This window comes from Pseudarthrobacter sp. B4EP4b (assembly GCF_006680095.1).
Classification (GTDB): Bacteria; Actinomycetota; Actinomycetes; order Actinomycetales; family Micrococcaceae; genus Arthrobacter.
The window spans coordinates 166,547-184,290 of record NZ_VHIJ01000039.1 but is presented as its reverse complement, the minus strand read 5'-3'; the positions used below and the strand labels follow the sequence as shown (position 1 = coordinate 184,290).

Below are 17,744 nucleotides of genomic sequence, written 5' to 3'. Positions count from 1 at the left end.
CGGGATGACCGGAAAACAACTATCGAGCGAAGTTCTCTGGAGTGAGTTCGTTGACCCCCCGGATTCGGCGCGACCTCGCGCGTGGTGGCACTGGATGGACGGCAATGTGGACCTCGAAGGCATTCGCGCGGACCTTCGCTGGCTCCATTCCGTGGGTGTCCGCGGCGTTCAATCCTTCGATGGGGCGCTGGGTAACCCACTTGTGGTGGAAAAGGCTGTGATTCCCGGCAGCGAGCAGTGGCGCGAAGCTATCGCCGTTGCCGCGTCGACGGCCCACGGCCTCGGCCTGGACTTCACCGTTGCCACTTCTGCCGGGTGGAGCGCCGCTGGAGCCCCGTGGGTTGATAAGGCCGATGCCATGCGCAAGCTGGTGTGGTCGCAGACCGTGGTGGAAGGCGGCGAGCTGATTCAACTCAACAGACTCCCGGATGTCGCAGGGCCGTACCAGGACATCCCCAGGTGGGGAGTTGAGCCACATGAAGGCTCGGGAGATGCCAAAGACCTCTTTGCCTTGGCCATCCCGTTCCACAACACCCACGATGCCTTGGCGCCTGCGTTCGTCCGGACTTCCGACTCGCTTGCTGAAGCGGTCGCCGCTAACCTGGCCACCGCCGTCGAAGGTTTCCGGCTTGCCCGCGACCCGGACGACCACTCGGTGGCCTGGATCGAACAGTCCTTTGCGACCCCCGTGACCGTGCGTTCCTGTGTCATCGAGCTCCCCGGCCCGCACGGCTTCGGTGCGGCTCCGCCCGCCGCCGCCACTCTGCAGGTCCAGAATGACGACGGCGGTTACGTCACCGTCTGCGCGTTGCCGGCGACGCAATGCCCCTCGAGGACCATGTCTTTCCCCGCCGTTACCGGGACGCATTTCCGGTTGCGGCTGCAGGCCGACGGGATATCGACGGTTCTGGCGGCGTTCGAGAAAGGGGTGGTGCCCCCGCCGGTTTTTCGGCCGCTCAGCGAGTTCACCGTCAAAAGATTCGCCCTTTACGAGTCCGGCATGCCCGCCCACCGGGAGGCGAAGAGTGGTTTCGCCACCGCACCCGACTACGACCGCCTTGATACAGACCCGAAGGCGGCATTCGCGGTGGTTCCGCTGGCCGAAATCTTGAACGTCAGCGGACACCTCTCACAGGGAAGGCTCACGAGCCCGCTTCCTGACGGGACCTGGAGAATCGTTCGCTTCGGAGCCTCCCTTACCGGGCAAACCAACGGCCCGGCACTGCCGGAAGCCACAGGACTCGAAGTGGACAAACTTGATAGCGAAAGAGTCCGGCGCTACATCTCAACCCACCTGGCGCAGTTCGGCGACGCACCGATCGACGGCCTGCTCAGCGACAGCATTGAGGCCGGACTGCAGAACATCACGGATCACCTCGATGCCGGCTTCCGCCGTCTTCGCGGCTACGACATGATCCCCTGGATGCTCACCACAGCCGGGTTCCTGGTGGAGGACGCTTATTCCAGCGACCTCTTCCTCGCCGACTTCCGGCGGACGATCGCTGAAGTCTTCGCAGAGTCCTACTACGGCACACTGTCCGAAGAAGCACATAAGCGCGGCGCGATCTACTACGCGGAAGCCCTGGAAGACCGCAGGCCACAGCTCGGCGACGATCTGGCCATGCGCTCGCACGCAGATGTCCCCATGGGGGCCATGTGGACCTTCAGCTCTGAAGCGGGCCCCGCGCCTACCTACGTCGCGGATCTCAAAGGCGCCTCATCGGTGGCACACGTCTACGGACGCAGCCACACCGGCGCTGAAGCTTTCACCTCAGGACGGAACCCGTGGAGTGATTCGCCGAAGTCTTTGAAGCATGTGGCTGACCTCCAACTGGCACTCGGTGTGACCCGCTTCTGCATCCATACGTCCCCGCACCAACCCACCCAGGTACCACCACCCGGCATTGCCCTGGCGCCCTCGCTCGGGCAATCCTTTACCCGCAATGAAACGTGGGCGTCCACTGCCAAGCCCTGGGTGGACTATTTGGCCCGGTGCTCACACCTACTTTCTCTTGGCCGGCCAGCCGTGGATATCGCCTACTTCATCGGCGAGGAAGCGCCCGTCACCGCCCTTTTCGGGAATACTTGCAACCACGACGTTCCGGCTGACTACGACTACGACTACATCGGACCGGATGCACTCCGTACCGTCTTGAATGTCCAGGCGGGCGAGCTGCAGGCAGGTACATCCCGCTACAGGCTTCTTTACCTCGGCGGTGCCAGCAACAGGATGAGCACAACAGCCCTCGAAGCGATCCTGCGATTGGTGGAGCAGGGCGCGACAGTCGTTGGCGAACGCCCGGGGGCTAAGCGCTCCCTGTCGGACGAGGACTCGGAGCACGAGCGTTTGTGCAACCTCATTTGGGACAGCTCGAACAGCGGCAAGGTTTTCGCCACCACAGATCTGGCTTCCGTGCTTAGGGAACATTTCCCACCACGCATGATGGTGGGTGACTCCAGGGTGCGGCGGATCGCTCGCTGGGTGGACGGCGATCAACCTCTGCTTTTCATCGCCAACCCTGTCAACGAAGAGCTGTGCACCACCGTGACGATGCCAAACATGGATGGCAGGTTGGTCGCCTGGGACCCGGTAACACTAGGTCAATGGGCCCTCAAGGGCACCGATGGAGGAAACGGCTACGATGTACGGCTGCCCCCTTACGGTTCCCTGTTTATTCTCAGAGGCGAAGCGGATCCACGCCCCGAAAAGGAGTGGGTTACCGAGGCCGCGGGAGAATGGACCCTCACCATCCCCGGCTCCGACCCGATACAGCTAACGCACGCCACCTATTGGACCGACCCCGGACTCGGGGCGAAGCACTTCTCCGGCACGGCCACTTACGTGGTGGAGTTCCAGCTCGACGGCCCCCACCTCCCGCACGCAGTCCAGTTCGCCGATGTTGCTGATGTAGCCCACATCAAAATCAATGCAGAAGAGGCAGGGATTCTCTGGACTGCTCCCTACAGGGTGCCCACCAACGCGCTGACGCCCGGGACGAACCGGATCGAAATCAGCATCACAAATCCGTGGCGCAACCGGCTGATTGCTGAAGCCCGCAGCAACACCGGGACGCTCTACCCACCAATGACGACCGTGTTCAACCATGAAGCCGAAATCCTGCCGGCAGGCCTACTGGGCCCGTTGAGCTTGGTCTACAAGCACCACCCGTAATTTCCACTACTGAAAAGACTCGATGAATGACATACCAAACAACGCCGCCCGCCGTGAGCGTGGAAGGCCAACGCCGGGCCGACCTCGGTGATGGAACTTACCTGAACCCGGTGTTCGCCGGGGACCACCCGGACCCGGCCATCCTCCGCGACGGCGATGACTACTACGTGACCTTCTCCTCCTTCGAGTCCACGCCCGGACTCATCATCTGGCACTCACGGGACCTGCTGAACTGGCAGCCGCTCGGGCCGGCTCTACCGACACCCATCGGTTGCGTGTTTGCCGTGGACATGTGCAAAGTGGACGACCGGTACTTCATCTATATACCGATCATTCCCACGGCCGTTTCCCCGGACCCAAACGCGCCTGTGCTGACGTATGTCATCCATGCCGAGAGCATGGCAGGACCTTGGAGCGAGCCGATCAACCTGGGCATCGAAGGGCATATCGATCCGGGGCACGTGGTGGGAGAGGATGGCAGCCGCTATCTGTTCCTCAGCGGAGTCAGCCGTGTCCGGCTCACCGACGACGGACTGGCCACGAACGGACCAGTGGAGCACGTCTACGACGGCTGGCGCTATCCCGACGACTGGGTTGTTGAAGCGTACGCACTGGAAGGGCCCAAGCTGACCCGCCGCGGCGAATGGTTCTACCTGACGACGGCGGTGGGCGGCACGTCAGGTCCGCCCACGGGCCATATGGTCACTGTTGCCCGCTCCCGCTCCATCAATGGCCCGTGGGAGGACTGTCCCCGCAATCCCATCATCAGGACATGGGATGCGAACGAGCCCTGGTGGAGCAAGGGCCATGCCACCTTGTTCGAGGGCCCCAACGGCCAATGGTGGAGCATTTACCACGGCTACGAGAACGGGTTCGCCACCCTCGGCCGGCAAACGCTGCTGGAACCCATCGAATGGGACGAGGACGGATGGCCCCGAGCCGGTGGGGGAGATCTTTCGGCGGCACTGCCGGCACCGCTGCCCGCCCTGTCTCTAACAGCCGATCAGACGCACGGCTTGCCCTTGTCCGATGATTTTTCCACCGGGCGCTTTGGAACCCAATGGTCGTTCCACGCCCCATCCAAGGACGAGTATCTTCGGACATCTCTTGATGCCGGCCTGGTTCTGCAAGCCCGCGGATCAGGCCCGTCAAACAGCTCGGCGTTGACATGTATCGTCGGCGACCGGCGATACGAGATCACGGTCCAGGTGGAACTCCGCGACGGCGCCCAAGGCGGGCTGCTGCTGTACTACAGCGACCGCCTGTTCTGCGGCATGGGCCACGACGGCAGCAGCATGACCAGCTACCGCGCCGGCAAGGCAATTCCGTACTGGCGTGAACCTGCACCAGCGGCCCGGACCATGCACCTGCGAATAGTGAACGACAACCACATCGTCACCCAGTACTACAGCATGAACGGGGAGGACTGGACCAGGCATGGATTGCGTTTCAACGTGGAGGGTTACAACACAAATACGGCCGACGAACTCCTCAGCCTGCGCCCGGCCCTGTTCGCAGTCGGGACAGGGGAAGTGCGGTTCACGAACTTCACTTACCGTGCCTTCTAGCTGTGGAGGAGTGATCAAGCATGACCACAGAGTCCACCCTCCGCTTTGGAGCCCATACGGATGAAGGAACGAGCCTGCTGCGGATCGTCAACCTGGTCCGAACCGGTGAGGCGATTACCCGCCCGGAACTCGGTAAACTGACGGGCCTTGGCCGCGGCGTGGTTTCGCAGCGTGTGGATCAGGCAGTCGAGATGGGCCTTTTGGCTGACGGTGAATTCGGAGCCTCGTCCGGGGGCCGCCAACCTCGGAAGCTTCGATTTTGCGCTGAACAGGGATTGATCGTTGTTTGTGCTCTGGGGGCCCTGCACATCAGAGTGGGCATTGCCGAACTGGACGGCGACATCTTGGAGCACATGCACCGTAACTGGGACATTTCCCGCGGGCCCGGGGAAACCATTGACATGGTGGTCTCGATGGTGGAAGAGCTATTGGAGAAGGGGAACAAACAACCCGTCTGGAGCGTGGTGGTGGGGCTTCCCGGACCCGTGGACTTCTTCACCGGACGGCCTGCGGCACCGGCCATCATGCCAGGATGGAACGATTTCGACGTCCGCACACCCTTCGAGGAGCGATACGGTGCGCCCGTTTGGGTGGACAATGACGTGAATCTCCTGGCGCTCGGAGAACGCGCCCGCCGCCGAGACGTGCCCACGGACCTGATCTATTGCAAAATCGGGTTGGGTATGGGCGTCGGACTGTTGTCCCAGGGACGAATACATCGCGGGGCAAACGGTGCCGCGGGCGACATCGGGCATGTCAGAGTTACAGGATCTCAGGCCCAATGCCGTTGCGGGAAGATCGGCTGCCTGGAAGCAGTAGCTGGTGGATGGGCGGTGGTTCGCGACGCAGAGTTGGCGATCGGGCAGGGAGCAAAGGGGCCACTGGCCAGCAGGGCCGGAAAAGCTCCGTTGATCCCTGAGGACATTACTTTGGCCGCGGCAGAAGGGGACCCGCTGGCAATTACCCTCATTCGACAATCGGCACGGGTGGCAGGAGAAGCCTTATCGGGCTTGGTTAATATGTTCAACCCGGGTGTCATCGTCATAGGCGGCGTGATGGCGTCAGCTGGGGAGGTCTTCCTTTCTGAAGTCCGCCAGAGGATCTACGAACTATCTCTTCCGCTGGCCACGCGCGACCTCATCGTTCTCCAGTCGTCCAATGACGAACGAGAACCTTTGCGGGGCGGAGCTGAACTGGCCCGCGAGCAACTCTTCGACGTAACCTTCCCACGCTGGTTCGGCGACGGCCGGCCGTCCTCAGAAGGAGTGAAAGCCACAGCCTAGTCCTGCACTAAAGCGTATCTCTTACCCGGAATCGTGCGGCCTTGCGCAAACTTGAGAAGCACACCACACAACTCATCACGTGGCCCTGGGCTGGTGGCGACTCTGATCCGTCCATGGCTGGGGTCAGTTCAGGGTATCCACGGCGGGAAATTGAGAGCGGTTGGGGGTAGATCCCCGGCAGCAGTAGCGGTGGCGACCGTGGCGCAAACAAACGTTTCCGCAGGACGGGAAACAGATTCATCAACACAGTCCGCGAAGCCTCCCAAATGTGGACACTGCCGGACACGTGGCCACCACCGTTCGAAGTGCCCTGAACTGAACTGAATAGGCCTGTGGACAATGTCCACGCTCTCAGCGTTGGATCGGGCTTTAGATCCGTCGGACTGCTCTGGATCCGCATGTTTTCAGGAGTCCCGAGTTTTTGCAAGGCCGGGAATTCAGTTCGAGTCCCACCTCGGGCACAGTGTTTCCGCAGGTCAAAGGCTTTTTGTTTTTATGCTGTTGACAAACCTTGACATTTTGGCATCGCGGTGTTGCCGGCCCGCCGTGGCCTCGTCCGCAAGTCCTGCCAAAAATGCAGCTCCAGCAGATGAGCAGGGGGCGATTTCCCACGCTCCCGGATGCGGCACTGTGCTGCTGACGAGGCCCGGGGTTGAATATTTTGACCCTTTTCTGACTCCTCCTGATAGCGGAGTCCAACTCGTCAATATCCTGGAGTCGGAACTCGCTAAGTCGGGTTCCGAAGGGCCACGCAACATTGCTCTCACAGGTCACTACGGCAGTGGCAAGGGCAGCGTGCTTAAGGAAGCGCAACGGGTACTTGAGCAGGACGACGTCAACGTCATCAACCTTTAAGTTCCAGAACATGTTGGCCCGGACCTCCTTGTGAGGCCCGGGCCAGCGCTTAGGTCTAGGGTGATTCAGCTATGCGACGCTGCGAAGTACGTCAGTGGATTCTTGGTCGATGACCCCTGCGGCATCGACCGCAACCCCATAATGTTCTCGGGCAGAGGCAACGGACACATATCCAAATCGGACTTCTTCAGCTACCCGTTCGGCCGGGCGCATCCGGGGATTTCCGAATCCGCCGCCACCGCCGGCGAGCTGACGATACAGCGTCCCGGCCGGCAGCCCTGTGATCAGGTCCTTGGACTTCGGGATGACCACGTCACCGTCCGGATAGGTGAATTCAATCAGGTTAACCGATCCAGGCATCCCATCATTGAGACCCGGCGCGGCCGACTCTTCGGTATCGCCGTCCCCGAAGATACTGGCCTGGATACTGGGGGCTTTGAACTCGAAGATCGACTCAACACCCAGCCCTCCGCGCCATTCTCCTGCCCCGCCGGAGTCCTGCAGGTATTCAAATTTCCGGATGAAGATCGGCATCATTAGTTCGAACATCTCTGGGTCCTGCGCCCCGAGCGCGCCGCCGGAAGCGATGAGCCCCACATGGTCGTAACCGTCTGCACCCTTGGTCCCGCCTCCGCCGCCCTTGCAGGCGTTGATGAGTATGTCCACGAAGGGTGAATCGTTCCGATCCTCCTGGCCGTTCAGAATGGAGCACAGCAGCGGGTTCCAGCCAGCGGTTACTCGTTCCGGGAGAGCCTCGGAGAAGGCCAGCATGATGGCCGAGCATATCTGGTCTGAAAGGTGGTTACCGAATCCTGACGCCGCCGGATATTGGCAATTCAGGATGCTGCCCTCGGGTACTTTGACCTCGATGCACCGCATAATTCCGTCGTTGTGCGGAATTTCCGTATCCGCCAACATAAAGAAGGAAATCATGACGGAGGAGAGGGTCACAGCCAAGGGGGCGTTGACGTATCCGGGTGTCTGAGGATCCGTTCCGGCAAAATCGAACACTAGCTTGTCGCCCTTGACGGTAATCTCAACCCTGATCTGCATGGTGCTGTCAGGGGTGATGCCGTCATAATTGACCTGCCACTGTGACTTGTAGACACCATCCGGCATCCTGCTGATGATTTGACGGGCCATAGCCTCGGCAGAGTCGAGCATGCTGTCGACCACGGCTTTAAAGGTCTCAATTGAGTAGCGACCCACCAGTACCTGTAGTTCGCGTTCGCCAACTGTGCAGGCGCCGATCATTGCGCGAATGTCCTCTTCAACGACGCCAAGGCGGACATTGCCGAAGATCAGGTCCCATACGTCATCGCGCAGGACACCGCCGTCGTAGACCTTGACTGCAGTCAACCTGAGCGCTTCCTGCCAGAGATCCGTGGCGTTGGGGTTGTATGACCCCGGAACCGCGCCGCCGACGTCTGCCTGGTGGGCTGTAATGACAACCCAGGCAATGTGTTCCCCCTCATGGAAGACCGGCTTGGTGACCTTCCAGTCGGAGGCCTGATTGCCGCCGGTGTACGGATCATTGTGGAGAATCACGTCTCCCTGCTTGACTCTGCCTTTGAATTTTTCGGCGATATGGCGCATCGCCGGCGCAGCGGCATAGCCAAGGATCGGAATGTATTCCGTCTGCTCGATGAGCCGCCCATCCTGGTCATAGATGCCCAGAGAGAAGTCGCGGCCCTCCACCAGCAGGGGGGATCTCGTGCTGCGTTCAACCACCACGCCCATACGTTCGCCAATGGCCTTGATCCGGCTTGCTATGACTGAGGTAAGAATCGGGCTAAGAGCCTTCCTTGCCTGTGCTTGTACCTGTGACATGTCTAATTTTGTCCTTCCGTGAGCAGAGACGAGGCGTCAAAGTTTTTGCGGGTCATGACGTAGCTACCCGAGCCGTCGAGCTCAAGGTCAAAGAATTCCGGGACAAACACCGTCGTGGTTGGTTCCTCCACGATGGCCGGGCCCATAATCTGCTGTCCGACAGGAAGTGACTGCCCGTCGTAAACCGGCACCGACTCCTTCCGGCCCAGCGACTTGAGGTAGACGTCGCGGCGCCCCTTTGGAGGAGCTTCAGACTCGCATCCGGCAGCAGTCTCAGTGAGGTCTAGCGCCGGCCTGCGGCCGACCACAGCCACCCGGAGGCTAAGCATCTCCAGATCGGCACCGGCGGCTGAAAAGCCGTACAGCTGTTCATGCCGCGAGTGGAAAAGCTCGGCGACCCTGCCCGGCCCGGCCGGATCCGCTGGATCCAAATCCTCGGCGTCGAAGCTGACTATAACCTCGTGGTGCTGTCCGATGTATCGCATGTCCGCAGACACGATGACGGCGCGATCATCAGCGGCAACCCCTTCGAGGTCCAGCAGTGCGTCGCCCTCGTGGGACATTTCGGTGATCAGCGCATGGGCACGGTTCAGGTCGATATGCGAGAACCTGGTACTGAAAGCACGGACAAAATCGTGTCGCAGGTCCGCCATCAACATCCCCGCGGCGCACAGCACCGAGGACAGTCGCGGTATGACCACGACAGGTATCTCCAGCTCGTGGGCAATCATGCCGGCGTGGACGGGTCCGGCGCCACCGGCCACTACCATCGGGAATTCCCGGGGGTCATAGCCTCGTTCTACCGAGATGTTTTTGGTTCCCGCCGCCATCTCCAGGTTGACCATCTCGTAGATACCGGCAGCGGCCTCTTCGACTGAGAGGCCCAGCGGACCTGCGACCTTGCTCGCAATGGCCGCGGCCGCCAGGTCGCTCCGCAGCTTTACCCGGCCGCCCAGGAAATAGTCGGGGTCTATATAACCGAGAACGACGCCGGCGTCCGTAACTGTTGGTTCCTCACCGCCCTTGCCATAGGCGACGGGCCCGGGATCTGCGCCGGCGCTCTGCGGGCCCACACGCAACATACCGCCGTCGTCGATCCAGGCGATGGATCCGCCGCCAGCGCCGATGGTGTTTACGTGCGTAGTCGGCAGGGAGATCACGTGCCGGTTGATCTCGCCTTCTCGGGTGATCTGGACTTGGCCGTCTTTGACCAAGGAGGCGTCAAAGCTTGTGCCTCCCATATCGACCACCGTGCAGTCGGCCCAGCCCCGCTGTGCCACATAGGCCAGTGCGGCCACCGGACCGGCCGCGGGCCCGGACATCGTTATTGAGGCTGGCAGGTGAGCAACTGTTGCGGGCAATGTGATTCCGCCGTTGGACTGCATCACCATCAGCGTCCCGTGGGCGCCACGTTCGGCCAACCGCCCAACAATCTTCTTCATGTACCGCTGAACCACAGGGCCAAGGTAGGCATTCATCGCCGTGGTACTGATCCGTGGGTAGAGCCGGATCTGCGGCAGCACTTCCGAGGAGATGGACAGGAAGACTCCCGGTGCACACTCTTCGATGACCTTCCGGGCTTCCTGCTCATGTGCGGCGTTCTGATAGGAGTGGACGAAACAGACGGCGATTGCCTCAACGCCCTCGGCGACCAGTTCCGCTGTTGCTTGACGAAGTGATTCCACCTCCAGGGGTGTTATTACTGTGCCTTCTACATCAACGCGCTCGGAAACAGTCTTACGCAGGTCCCTGGGAACAAGAGGTGCCGGCGCCACGTACTTGTTGTCGTAAAGGTGCTTTCGGCTCCGGATGCCGCGACGCATCTCCAGGATGTCCCGGAACCCCTCTGTCGTGATCAACCCGGTCTTGGCGCCTCGCCCGGTCAAAACCGCATTTGTGGCTACGGTAGTGCCATGCACGATGAGCTCGATCTGCGAAAAGAAATCCTGTTCGGAGAGCTCCTCGAGAACCGCCAATTCCGAGAGCCCGTTCAGGATCCCATTGGAGGGGTCTGCGGGAGTCGTCGAGGTCTTGTGCTGGCGCTTAGCGCCTGTGGCCTGGTTCACCAGAAGGAAATCTGTAAACGTTCCGCCGACGTCGACACCAACTTGATAGGACATTAGTTTCCCTTTCCGATCTGGAATATTTCTTGAGCGATGCTGGAGGCCCGCAGGGGAGCTCCCTGCCGGATGATGAGGGTGTCTGCAACGCTCGCCCCTTCAGTGAGTTGTGAATTCACGAAGTTCGGGTGCAAGGCCAGGACCATGCCCTCGAGCAGCATCGTGTTGTCGCTCTCGGTCAGGACGGGCGTGTCATGGTCGATACCAACGCCGTGACCGTGCCAGATCCCGAAATCGACGCCTTCGGGTGCCGCGATCTTTTCAATTGCGGTTGCTACGTCAGCTGCAGTCTTGCCTACCCGCATTTGGGTTTGCGCGGCCTCGTGGGCGGCCAGTGTGGTCTCGGCCATACGGCGCTTCTCGCTGCTGATCTGGCCGAAGGCGAACAGGCTTGCCTTCTCTACCCAGAATCCGTTGGGCCCCTTGATTTCCACATAGACGCTGGCGAGATCGCCTTCAATGAGCGGATCAGCCGTTGGAACGTCGTTGAAGTACGGTTTGGTCCCCACCATGATCAGGACCTCCCGCGCTCCCCGCCGGCGGACCTCGCGCTGCATGTCCCCCCACAACTCCCAGCCGGAAACTCCGACGGCCGCGCGTTCGTGGAAGACTTGCAGGCCTGCATCGGCAATGGCTGCGGACCGCAGGACTTCATCGATCTCCTCCTGGACCTTCACGGCCTTGATCCGGCCCACCAGTGCGGTTGCGTCAGTCAGTTGCGCATTTGGCATGGCGGCCCGCAGCATCTCGTAGTCTCCAACGGGAACGATGTGCCGCAGGCCGACGATCCCGATCTTCCCGCCATCAGCGTGGTGTTCAGTGACGACGGCAGCGATCACCTGGGGGAGGCTGTCCTGGTCAGAGATGACATCACCTTGGCCGGCTGCCCTGACGTCTGTCAGTTGTGTGGCCTGTTTGGCGAACCAGGCATCGGAGGTTGTGGGCAGGACCATGATCGGTTCCTCGCCGGGGATGACCACTGCGTACGCGAGACGAACCTGCGGGCAGTAGCCGGTCACATATTCGAGATACCCGTACTGGGTGATGAGTCCCCGCCCTGCCACGATCAGTGCACTCAGGCCTTCAGACTTCATCTCGGCCCACAGGGCCTCGATCCGACCGTCCCGAATCTTTTCCTTCAGCGGGCTAAAGGCCGAAGTCAGTAAACTTGATGTAACCATTTTTCGAGCTCCTCATAGGTAAACGTCAGGATTTTCAGTAATTCTTGTTAGGGCGGCGGCTAACTCCGGAAAGTAGTTACACGGCGCCCAGGCCACGACGGCGTCGCTGTACGTGGTCCATATAGACGGCCACGATGAGGATGGTCCCGGTGATGGCCCCCTGCCAGAAATCCGGGACCCCGGAGAGTGTCAGCCCGTTCTGGAGCACACCCATCATGAGGACGGCCATGACCGTACCTCCCAGCCCGCCGGAACCGCCGGACATGATGGTCCCGCCGAGCAGTACTGCGGCAATAACCTGCAGTTCGATTCCAGTGCCCACGACGGGAGAGGCTGATGTGAGTCTGCCCATCTGAATAATCGAGGCCAGCGCAGCCAGCACGCCAGAAGTCACATAAACGGAGAGCAGAACACGTTGGACCCGGATGCCGGCCAACCGTGCCGCCTCCCTGCTGGAGCCGACTGCATAGATCTTGCGGCCCCAGCTCGTATGAGCGAGAACAAAGTAGCCAAGGGCCACCACGATGGCGGCGATCAGCACCGGAATGGGCACAGGCCCGAGGCTTCCGTCACCAATTTCGAGGAACAAGGGCGCCTCCCCAAGCTGGATGGATTTGCCCTCCGAGGCAACCAGGGCAAGGCTCCGATATCCGGACAGTGTTCCCAAGGTCACTACAAAGAAGGACATGCCCAGGACGCCTACCAGCACGCCGTTAAGAAGGCCTAAGACCATGCCAGCGACTAAGGTGATGGCGATGACGGCCACCGCGGGGACGCCGGCGAGATACATCGTTCCCGCGAGGATTCCCGAGAGTGCCAAGGAGGATCCGATTGACAAATCAGCGCCACCAGTCAGAACGACCATCGTCATTCCCACGGCCAATATCAGGGGAACCGTTTGCAAACGCAGGATGTTCACAAAGTTTTCCACAGTCAGGAAATTGGGCTGGGATGAGGCAAAGAAGATGATCAGCAGAACAAGGACAACGGAGAGCGTAACTTTAGGGCTGAAGGAAACGACCCTTGCTGCCGGCTTCTGAGTTGCTGCAGTTTTCTCGGCAGGATTCGTGGTCTGCGGTGTTGAGATTGCCATGATCAGGCCACTTCCTTAGCTTGTTCTGAATGAAACGCCAAAGACGCAATGCGCTCTTCCGTTGCTGATTCCCGGTCGAGCTGTCCCACGATTCGTCCCTGTGAGAGGACGTAGATGGTGTCACAAAGGCCAATCAGTTCTGTGAGCTCGGATGAGGCCACCAAAAAACCCATACCCTTGGCAGCGGCCTGGGCGATCTGTTCGTAAATTTCCCCCTTAGCTCCGACATCAACGCCGCGCGTTGGTTCATCGAGGATCAGGAGCTTTGGTTCACGAACGATGGAACGAGCCAGCAGCACCTTTTGCTGATTGCCGCCGGAAAGCGCCTCAATGCGGCCCTCAATGTCCGTACACTTGACGCCAAATTTAGAAATCGCTTGTCGGGTCAAGCTTTTCTCGCGTGTCGCTGACATAACTCCGGCCTGAGAGTTCTTGGCCAAATTGGCGGCACACAAGTTTTCCCTTACCGATCGTCCGGGAAAGATTCCCTGAGCTTTCCGGTTTTCTCCGACGAACCCGACGCCGGCATCCAGGGCCTGGGCAGGGTGCGTAAATCTGACCTCCCGCCCGTCAATCCTTACGGTCCCGGAGGTCGGCGGGACGGCGCCGAAAATGGTCTGGGACAGAGTGGAGCGGCCGGAACCCATCAGCCCGGCCAAGCCAACCACTTCGCCTGCGTGCACCGTCATGGTGATGTCTTCGATAAAGTCGGCAGCGCACAAAGCCCCAGTCTGGAGGACGATTCGTTCACTGACTGTCCGTTCGGACGTGAAGACGTTATCCAAAACGCGTCCGACCAGCATCTTGACGACGTCCCCATCTGAGACATCCTGCATGGGGGCCGCACCACTGACTGATCCATCACGAAGGACGACGATTCGATCGGCGATTTCACGCATTTCACGCATACGGTGGGAGATGAAGACAATTCCCATTCCGTTGTCCTTGAGCCGCCTCAAGGTGCCCATCAGCCGATCGGTCTCATCTTCGGACAGGGAGCTGGTTGCCTCGTCCAACAGCATCAGGCGGGGACGGCGCGAAAGGACACTGCCGATCGCCACCAGTTGCTGGAGATTGATCGGCAGTTGCCCGACGATGGCTTTTGGATCGACATCGATCCCCAGGACATCCATAATCTCCAAGGCACTTTTCCGGACTTGTGCCCAGTCGACTCCCAACCCGATTCCGCGCCGCCGGGGAAGGGCCCCCAACAGGATGTTTTCGGCAACAGTCAAGTGATGAGCCACGGCCAGCTCCTGTTCGACAAGTCCGATTCCCGCCGCGACCGCGTCGCTGGGACTGGTGAACTTCACCGCTTTCCCGTCAACCTGGATTTGGCCTGAATCGCTCGTCAAATGCCCTGCGATAATCTTCATGAGCGTGGATTTTCCGGAACCGTTTTCGCCCGCAATGGCGACTACTTCGCCGGAGGAAATCGAAAGGCTTACGCCGTTCAATGCCGTCGTTCCCGGGTATTTCTTTACCAAGCTATTGATCTCGAGCATCTTTGTCCTTCCGGTTCGCTGAAAGGGCGGACATTAATCGATGGGAAGGCCAAGGTATTTTCCTTCGGTGATCTGTTTCACACGTTCAGACCACGGTACGAAAGAAGCAACATTCTCCGGTGTGACCGCTTTTACGTCCATCTGGTAGAAGTGCCCGATGGGTTTCTTTTCCACCACCGAGGTGTGGATCAGGCGGCCCAAGGTTTGGCCCACCTCTACCGGCTTGTAGTCCCAGGTGGCGTCGATGGTTCCGTTCTTCACGGCATCGAGTCCGTCCTGACTGGCGTTGAAGCCGGTCACGATGATCTTCTTGGACTTGGCTGCAGCTTTGACCGCGGCTGCAGCGCCGATGGCGCTCGGGTCGTTGTACGTATAGATCGCGGACAGGTCAGAGTACTGAGTCAGGAAGGCTTCGGCCAACGGCCGCGCTCCAGCGGCGTCGTCAGTCGGGTTGCCCTTTTGATCGGCGAAAGTCAGCCCGTTCTGCGCTTTCAGTTGCTCCTTGAACTGGTCCAGAAGGTAGATGTTTGTGGTCACTGGAGCCGCAATGCCGATCGCGCCGACTTCACCGGCGCCAAGCGCCTTTTCCGCGATGAACTTGGCTGCCTCCTGAGCCTGCTGCTTCCGCCCGGTGACTACCTCCGCTCGAATTGGGGCAAGCGCCGCGGCGCCCTCGTCCTCCATCTGCGCGTCATGGGCGAACAACGGAATCCCAGCCTTGTCAGCCCGGCCAAGCACACTCTTCAGTGTGGGAAGATCCAAAGGAAACACCATAATGGCGTCCACCTTCTGCGTCACGAACTGGTCAATATCACCGATCTGCTTGTCGATGCTCAACTGGCTGTCAGCTGTGATGAGTTTGCCGCCGTGCTGTTCGATTTCGGCCCTCAGGCCATCGGCAATGCCTTGGATGGTCGAGTTCTGCGCCGTCGGCAGAGTCATCCCCACTGTGAAGACATGCTCTCCGGATGTGGTGCCGGCGTTCGAGGTTCCACCGCAGCCCGACAAGTTCAGGGACAGTGCCGCGGCGAGAGCGGCTACGGCTAGGTAATTTTTTTTGCGGAACATATTGTCCGTCCTTAATGAGTATTATCTTGATTTCGGAAACGCCTTTAGCCTTTATGATCCACACGAGGACTAATGGAGAACGGCATTTCCGCAGCGATTCGACACTGAATTCGTCGAAGACAATGTGAGTGCTTCGGATGCGGTCTATGCTGCAATTGCACCGCATTGGATGATGAAATTAGATCAGTAGAATCGATGCCTCATCAAGGGCTTATAGGTATCGGTTAGCCGATGATTGATAGATGTAACTTATCAATCTGTGAAATCCAATCGATTAACGGGGAAATTCTAAATCCAATATTTGAATAAAGCGTGAAATGGCCGGCAGGTCGTTTTCGACCTTCCAGGCGGCGACCAGGTTCATCGGGATAATCGGACTCGACAGGGGCCGGATCACGGCGCCGTCGACCCGTACGTGGCTCACGGAATTTGGCACCAGAGCCATTCCCAGACCTGCTGCGACCAGACTGACCATAACTGAGGTCGCATCGACTTCCTGGTGAACAATCGCCTCAAAGCCAGCCTGCTGGTAGGCGCTCGAAACGATGGTGAAAGTGGCAGGGTCGGCGCTGGCGCTGTATTGGATGAACGACTCATCGGCCATCTGTGCCAGGTCGATCGACTCCTCGCCTGCCAGCGGGTGGGAGGCAGGCATGAGGAGCGAAAGGTAATCGGTCCGCACAACCCTTTGATGAAACTCTCCGGAAATAGGGGGCCGCAGGAATCCAATGTCTATGGCATTTGACCGTAGCGCTTCGATCTGACTGGCTGTGGCCATCTCGCCGCGCAGCACCAACGAAACCCCGCTCATTTTTTCCGTGACGGCGCGCGCGATCCGTGGAAGAAGATCGTACGTCGCCGAACCCGTGAACCCCAGCGTGAGTCTTCCCGTCTCGCCCGTGGCCACTCGTGCCACGAGATCCTTCACGGACTCCACGTTCGACAGAATCTCCAGGGCATGCTTTTTGAGTGAAGCCCCGGCGAGCGTCAGTTCCACCTTCCTGGTGGTTCTGATGAAGAGTTCTACATCGAGTTCTTTTTCGAGCTGGCGGACTTGCTGGCTGAGTGCCGGCTGCGCAATATGGAGGCGCTCGGCAGCGCGGTTGAAGTGCAGTTCTTCCGCCAGGACAAGAAAGTACCTTAGGTGCCGGATTTCCATTGGTCGCCGCCACGCAGTTGGGTTTCGGCCGGTTGGTGCACCCTGCGTCAGATGCCCAGAGGATCCAATGTGAAGTTGTAGGACACTTCGTTTCCTGTCCCGTCCGCGTTAGGCCTGGGGTCGATGATCAGCTCAGCCTTCACGGCCGTGGCGATGTCATCCTCGAGGTGTTCGTCACCCTGGAAATAGAGTTGGGCGGTGAGCAGTTCGTGCCCGGGTGCAGAGACTTTGAGGTGGATGTGGGCTGGACGCCAGGCGTGCCAGCCGGCGGCCTCGATCAGTCTGCCGCAGGAACCGTCAGTCGGGATTTGGTAGGGTGCGGGCTGAACGGTGTTGATCGCGAAATGGCCGTTGCCATCGGTGATGATCGTTCCCCGCAGGTTCCATTCCGGCAGCCCGGGTGCAAATTGCGAGTAGTATCCGAAGTCATCTGCATGCCAGAGTTCAATCGTCGCGCCGGGCAGGGCATGGCCGCCGACATCGGTGACTTGTCCGCGGAAGAGCAGCGGAGTTCCGGGCTCATCTTCGCGCATCGGCAGGGTGCATGCTGCCGCCAGTTTCGGGGAGCCGGGTACGTAGTAGGGCCCCTCGATGGATCCCTTGGATCCTTCACGGTGGTCAGTCGCCACCTCTTCCACGACGTGTTCGACCCAGACGTCCATGAACAACGGCCATTCGCCGTCCTCGCCCACCTGGATCAGCCATCCCTTCACGGCCTGATATTCGTCGTAGGTGAGCCTGTTCCGGCGGATCACGTCGTGGACAGCAGTCAGCACCTCCGTCGCCAGCTGACTGACCCTTTCCTTGGGTGTCTCCAGTGTGCTGCCTTGGGCCTCAAGAAAGCGTTCAGTTGCCTTCTCCCCGGACCCGGCGGCGGTGGCATCAAATTCGGTGACTGCGTGTGACATTG

Annotated in this window: 12 protein-coding genes; 4 read left to right on the top strand and 8 right to left on the bottom strand. The window is 60.0% G+C overall.

Translation table 11 applies throughout. From position 1 onward, the window contains the following. The first annotated feature begins 4 nt into the window (after positions 1-4). The 4 genes from FNL14_RS14330 (at position 5) to FNL14_RS23330 (ending at position 6,878) form a co-directional block, all read left to right on the top strand. A complete protein-coding gene (locus FNL14_RS14330; protein WP_142061328.1) occupies positions 5-3,172 on the top strand; it encodes a glycosyl hydrolase in 3,168 nt (1,055 codons plus the stop codon). 26 nt (positions 3,173-3,198) lie between these two features. Next, positions 3,199-4,740, top strand: coding sequence for a family 43 glycosylhydrolase (locus FNL14_RS14325; protein WP_142061092.1), 1,542 nt, complete (start codon positions 3,199-3,201; stop codon positions 4,738-4,740). 20 nt (positions 4,741-4,760) lie between these two features. After that, positions 4,761-6,023, top strand: coding sequence for an ROK family protein (locus tag FNL14_RS14320; protein ID WP_142061090.1), 1,263 nt, complete (start codon positions 4,761-4,763; stop codon positions 6,021-6,023). Positions 6,024-6,518: 495 nt separating this feature from the next. Then, complete coding sequence (locus FNL14_RS23330; RefSeq protein ID WP_181762641.1) at positions 6,519-6,878, top strand: hypothetical protein; 360 nt, start codon at positions 6,519-6,521, stop codon at positions 6,876-6,878. A gap of 69 nt (positions 6,879-6,947) precedes the next feature. Here FNL14_RS23330 and FNL14_RS14315 read toward each other — a convergent pair whose 3' ends face one another. From FNL14_RS14315 to catA, 8 genes are all read right to left on the bottom strand, one after another. Next, positions 6,948-8,708 (bottom strand): hydantoinase B/oxoprolinase family protein, encoded by a 1,761-nt coding sequence (locus FNL14_RS14315; protein ID WP_142061088.1) that lies wholly within the window; start codon positions 8,706-8,708, stop codon positions 6,948-6,950. Between the two features lie 2 nt (positions 8,709-8,710). Beyond that, the gene (locus FNL14_RS14310) at positions 8,711-10,828 is read right to left on the bottom strand and encodes a hydantoinase/oxoprolinase family protein (RefSeq protein WP_142061086.1); all 2,118 of its coding nucleotides are present in this window, start codon (positions 10,826-10,828) and stop codon (positions 8,711-8,713) included. Then, the gene (locus tag FNL14_RS14305) at positions 10,828-12,009 is read right to left on the bottom strand and encodes a M24 family metallopeptidase (RefSeq protein ID WP_142061084.1); all 1,182 of its coding nucleotides are present in this window, start codon (positions 12,007-12,009) and stop codon (positions 10,828-10,830) included. Before FNL14_RS14305 ends, FNL14_RS14310 begins: the two co-directional genes overlap by 1 nt. A gap of 76 nt (positions 12,010-12,085) precedes the next feature. Continuing rightward, entirely contained in the window at positions 12,086-13,102 is a 1,017-nt protein-coding gene (locus FNL14_RS14300; RefSeq protein WP_142061082.1) for an ABC transporter permease, read from the bottom strand. A gap of 2 nt (positions 13,103-13,104) precedes the next feature. Next, positions 13,105-14,607: a sugar ABC transporter ATP-binding protein gene (locus tag FNL14_RS14295; RefSeq protein ID WP_142061079.1), complete on the bottom strand. Its 1,503-nt coding sequence runs from the start codon at positions 14,605-14,607 to the stop codon at positions 13,105-13,107. 33 nt (positions 14,608-14,640) lie between these two features. Next, positions 14,641-15,549 carry a sugar ABC transporter substrate-binding protein gene (locus FNL14_RS14290; protein WP_255470858.1) on the bottom strand — a complete coding sequence of 303 codons (909 nt, stop codon included), beginning with the start codon at positions 15,547-15,549 and terminating at the stop codon, positions 14,641-14,643. A 400-nt stretch (positions 15,550-15,949) separates the two neighbouring features. Beyond that, positions 15,950-16,834 carry a LysR substrate-binding domain-containing protein gene (locus tag FNL14_RS14285; RefSeq protein ID WP_142061076.1) on the bottom strand — a complete coding sequence of 295 codons (885 nt, stop codon included), beginning with the start codon at positions 16,832-16,834 and terminating at the stop codon, positions 15,950-15,952. Positions 16,835-16,881: 47 nt separating this feature from the next. Beyond that, positions 16,882-17,742, bottom strand: a complete 861-nt coding sequence (gene catA, locus FNL14_RS14280) for a catechol 1,2-dioxygenase (protein WP_142061074.1) — start codon at positions 17,740-17,742, stop codon at positions 16,882-16,884. Positions 17,743-17,744: the final 2 nt, after the last annotated feature.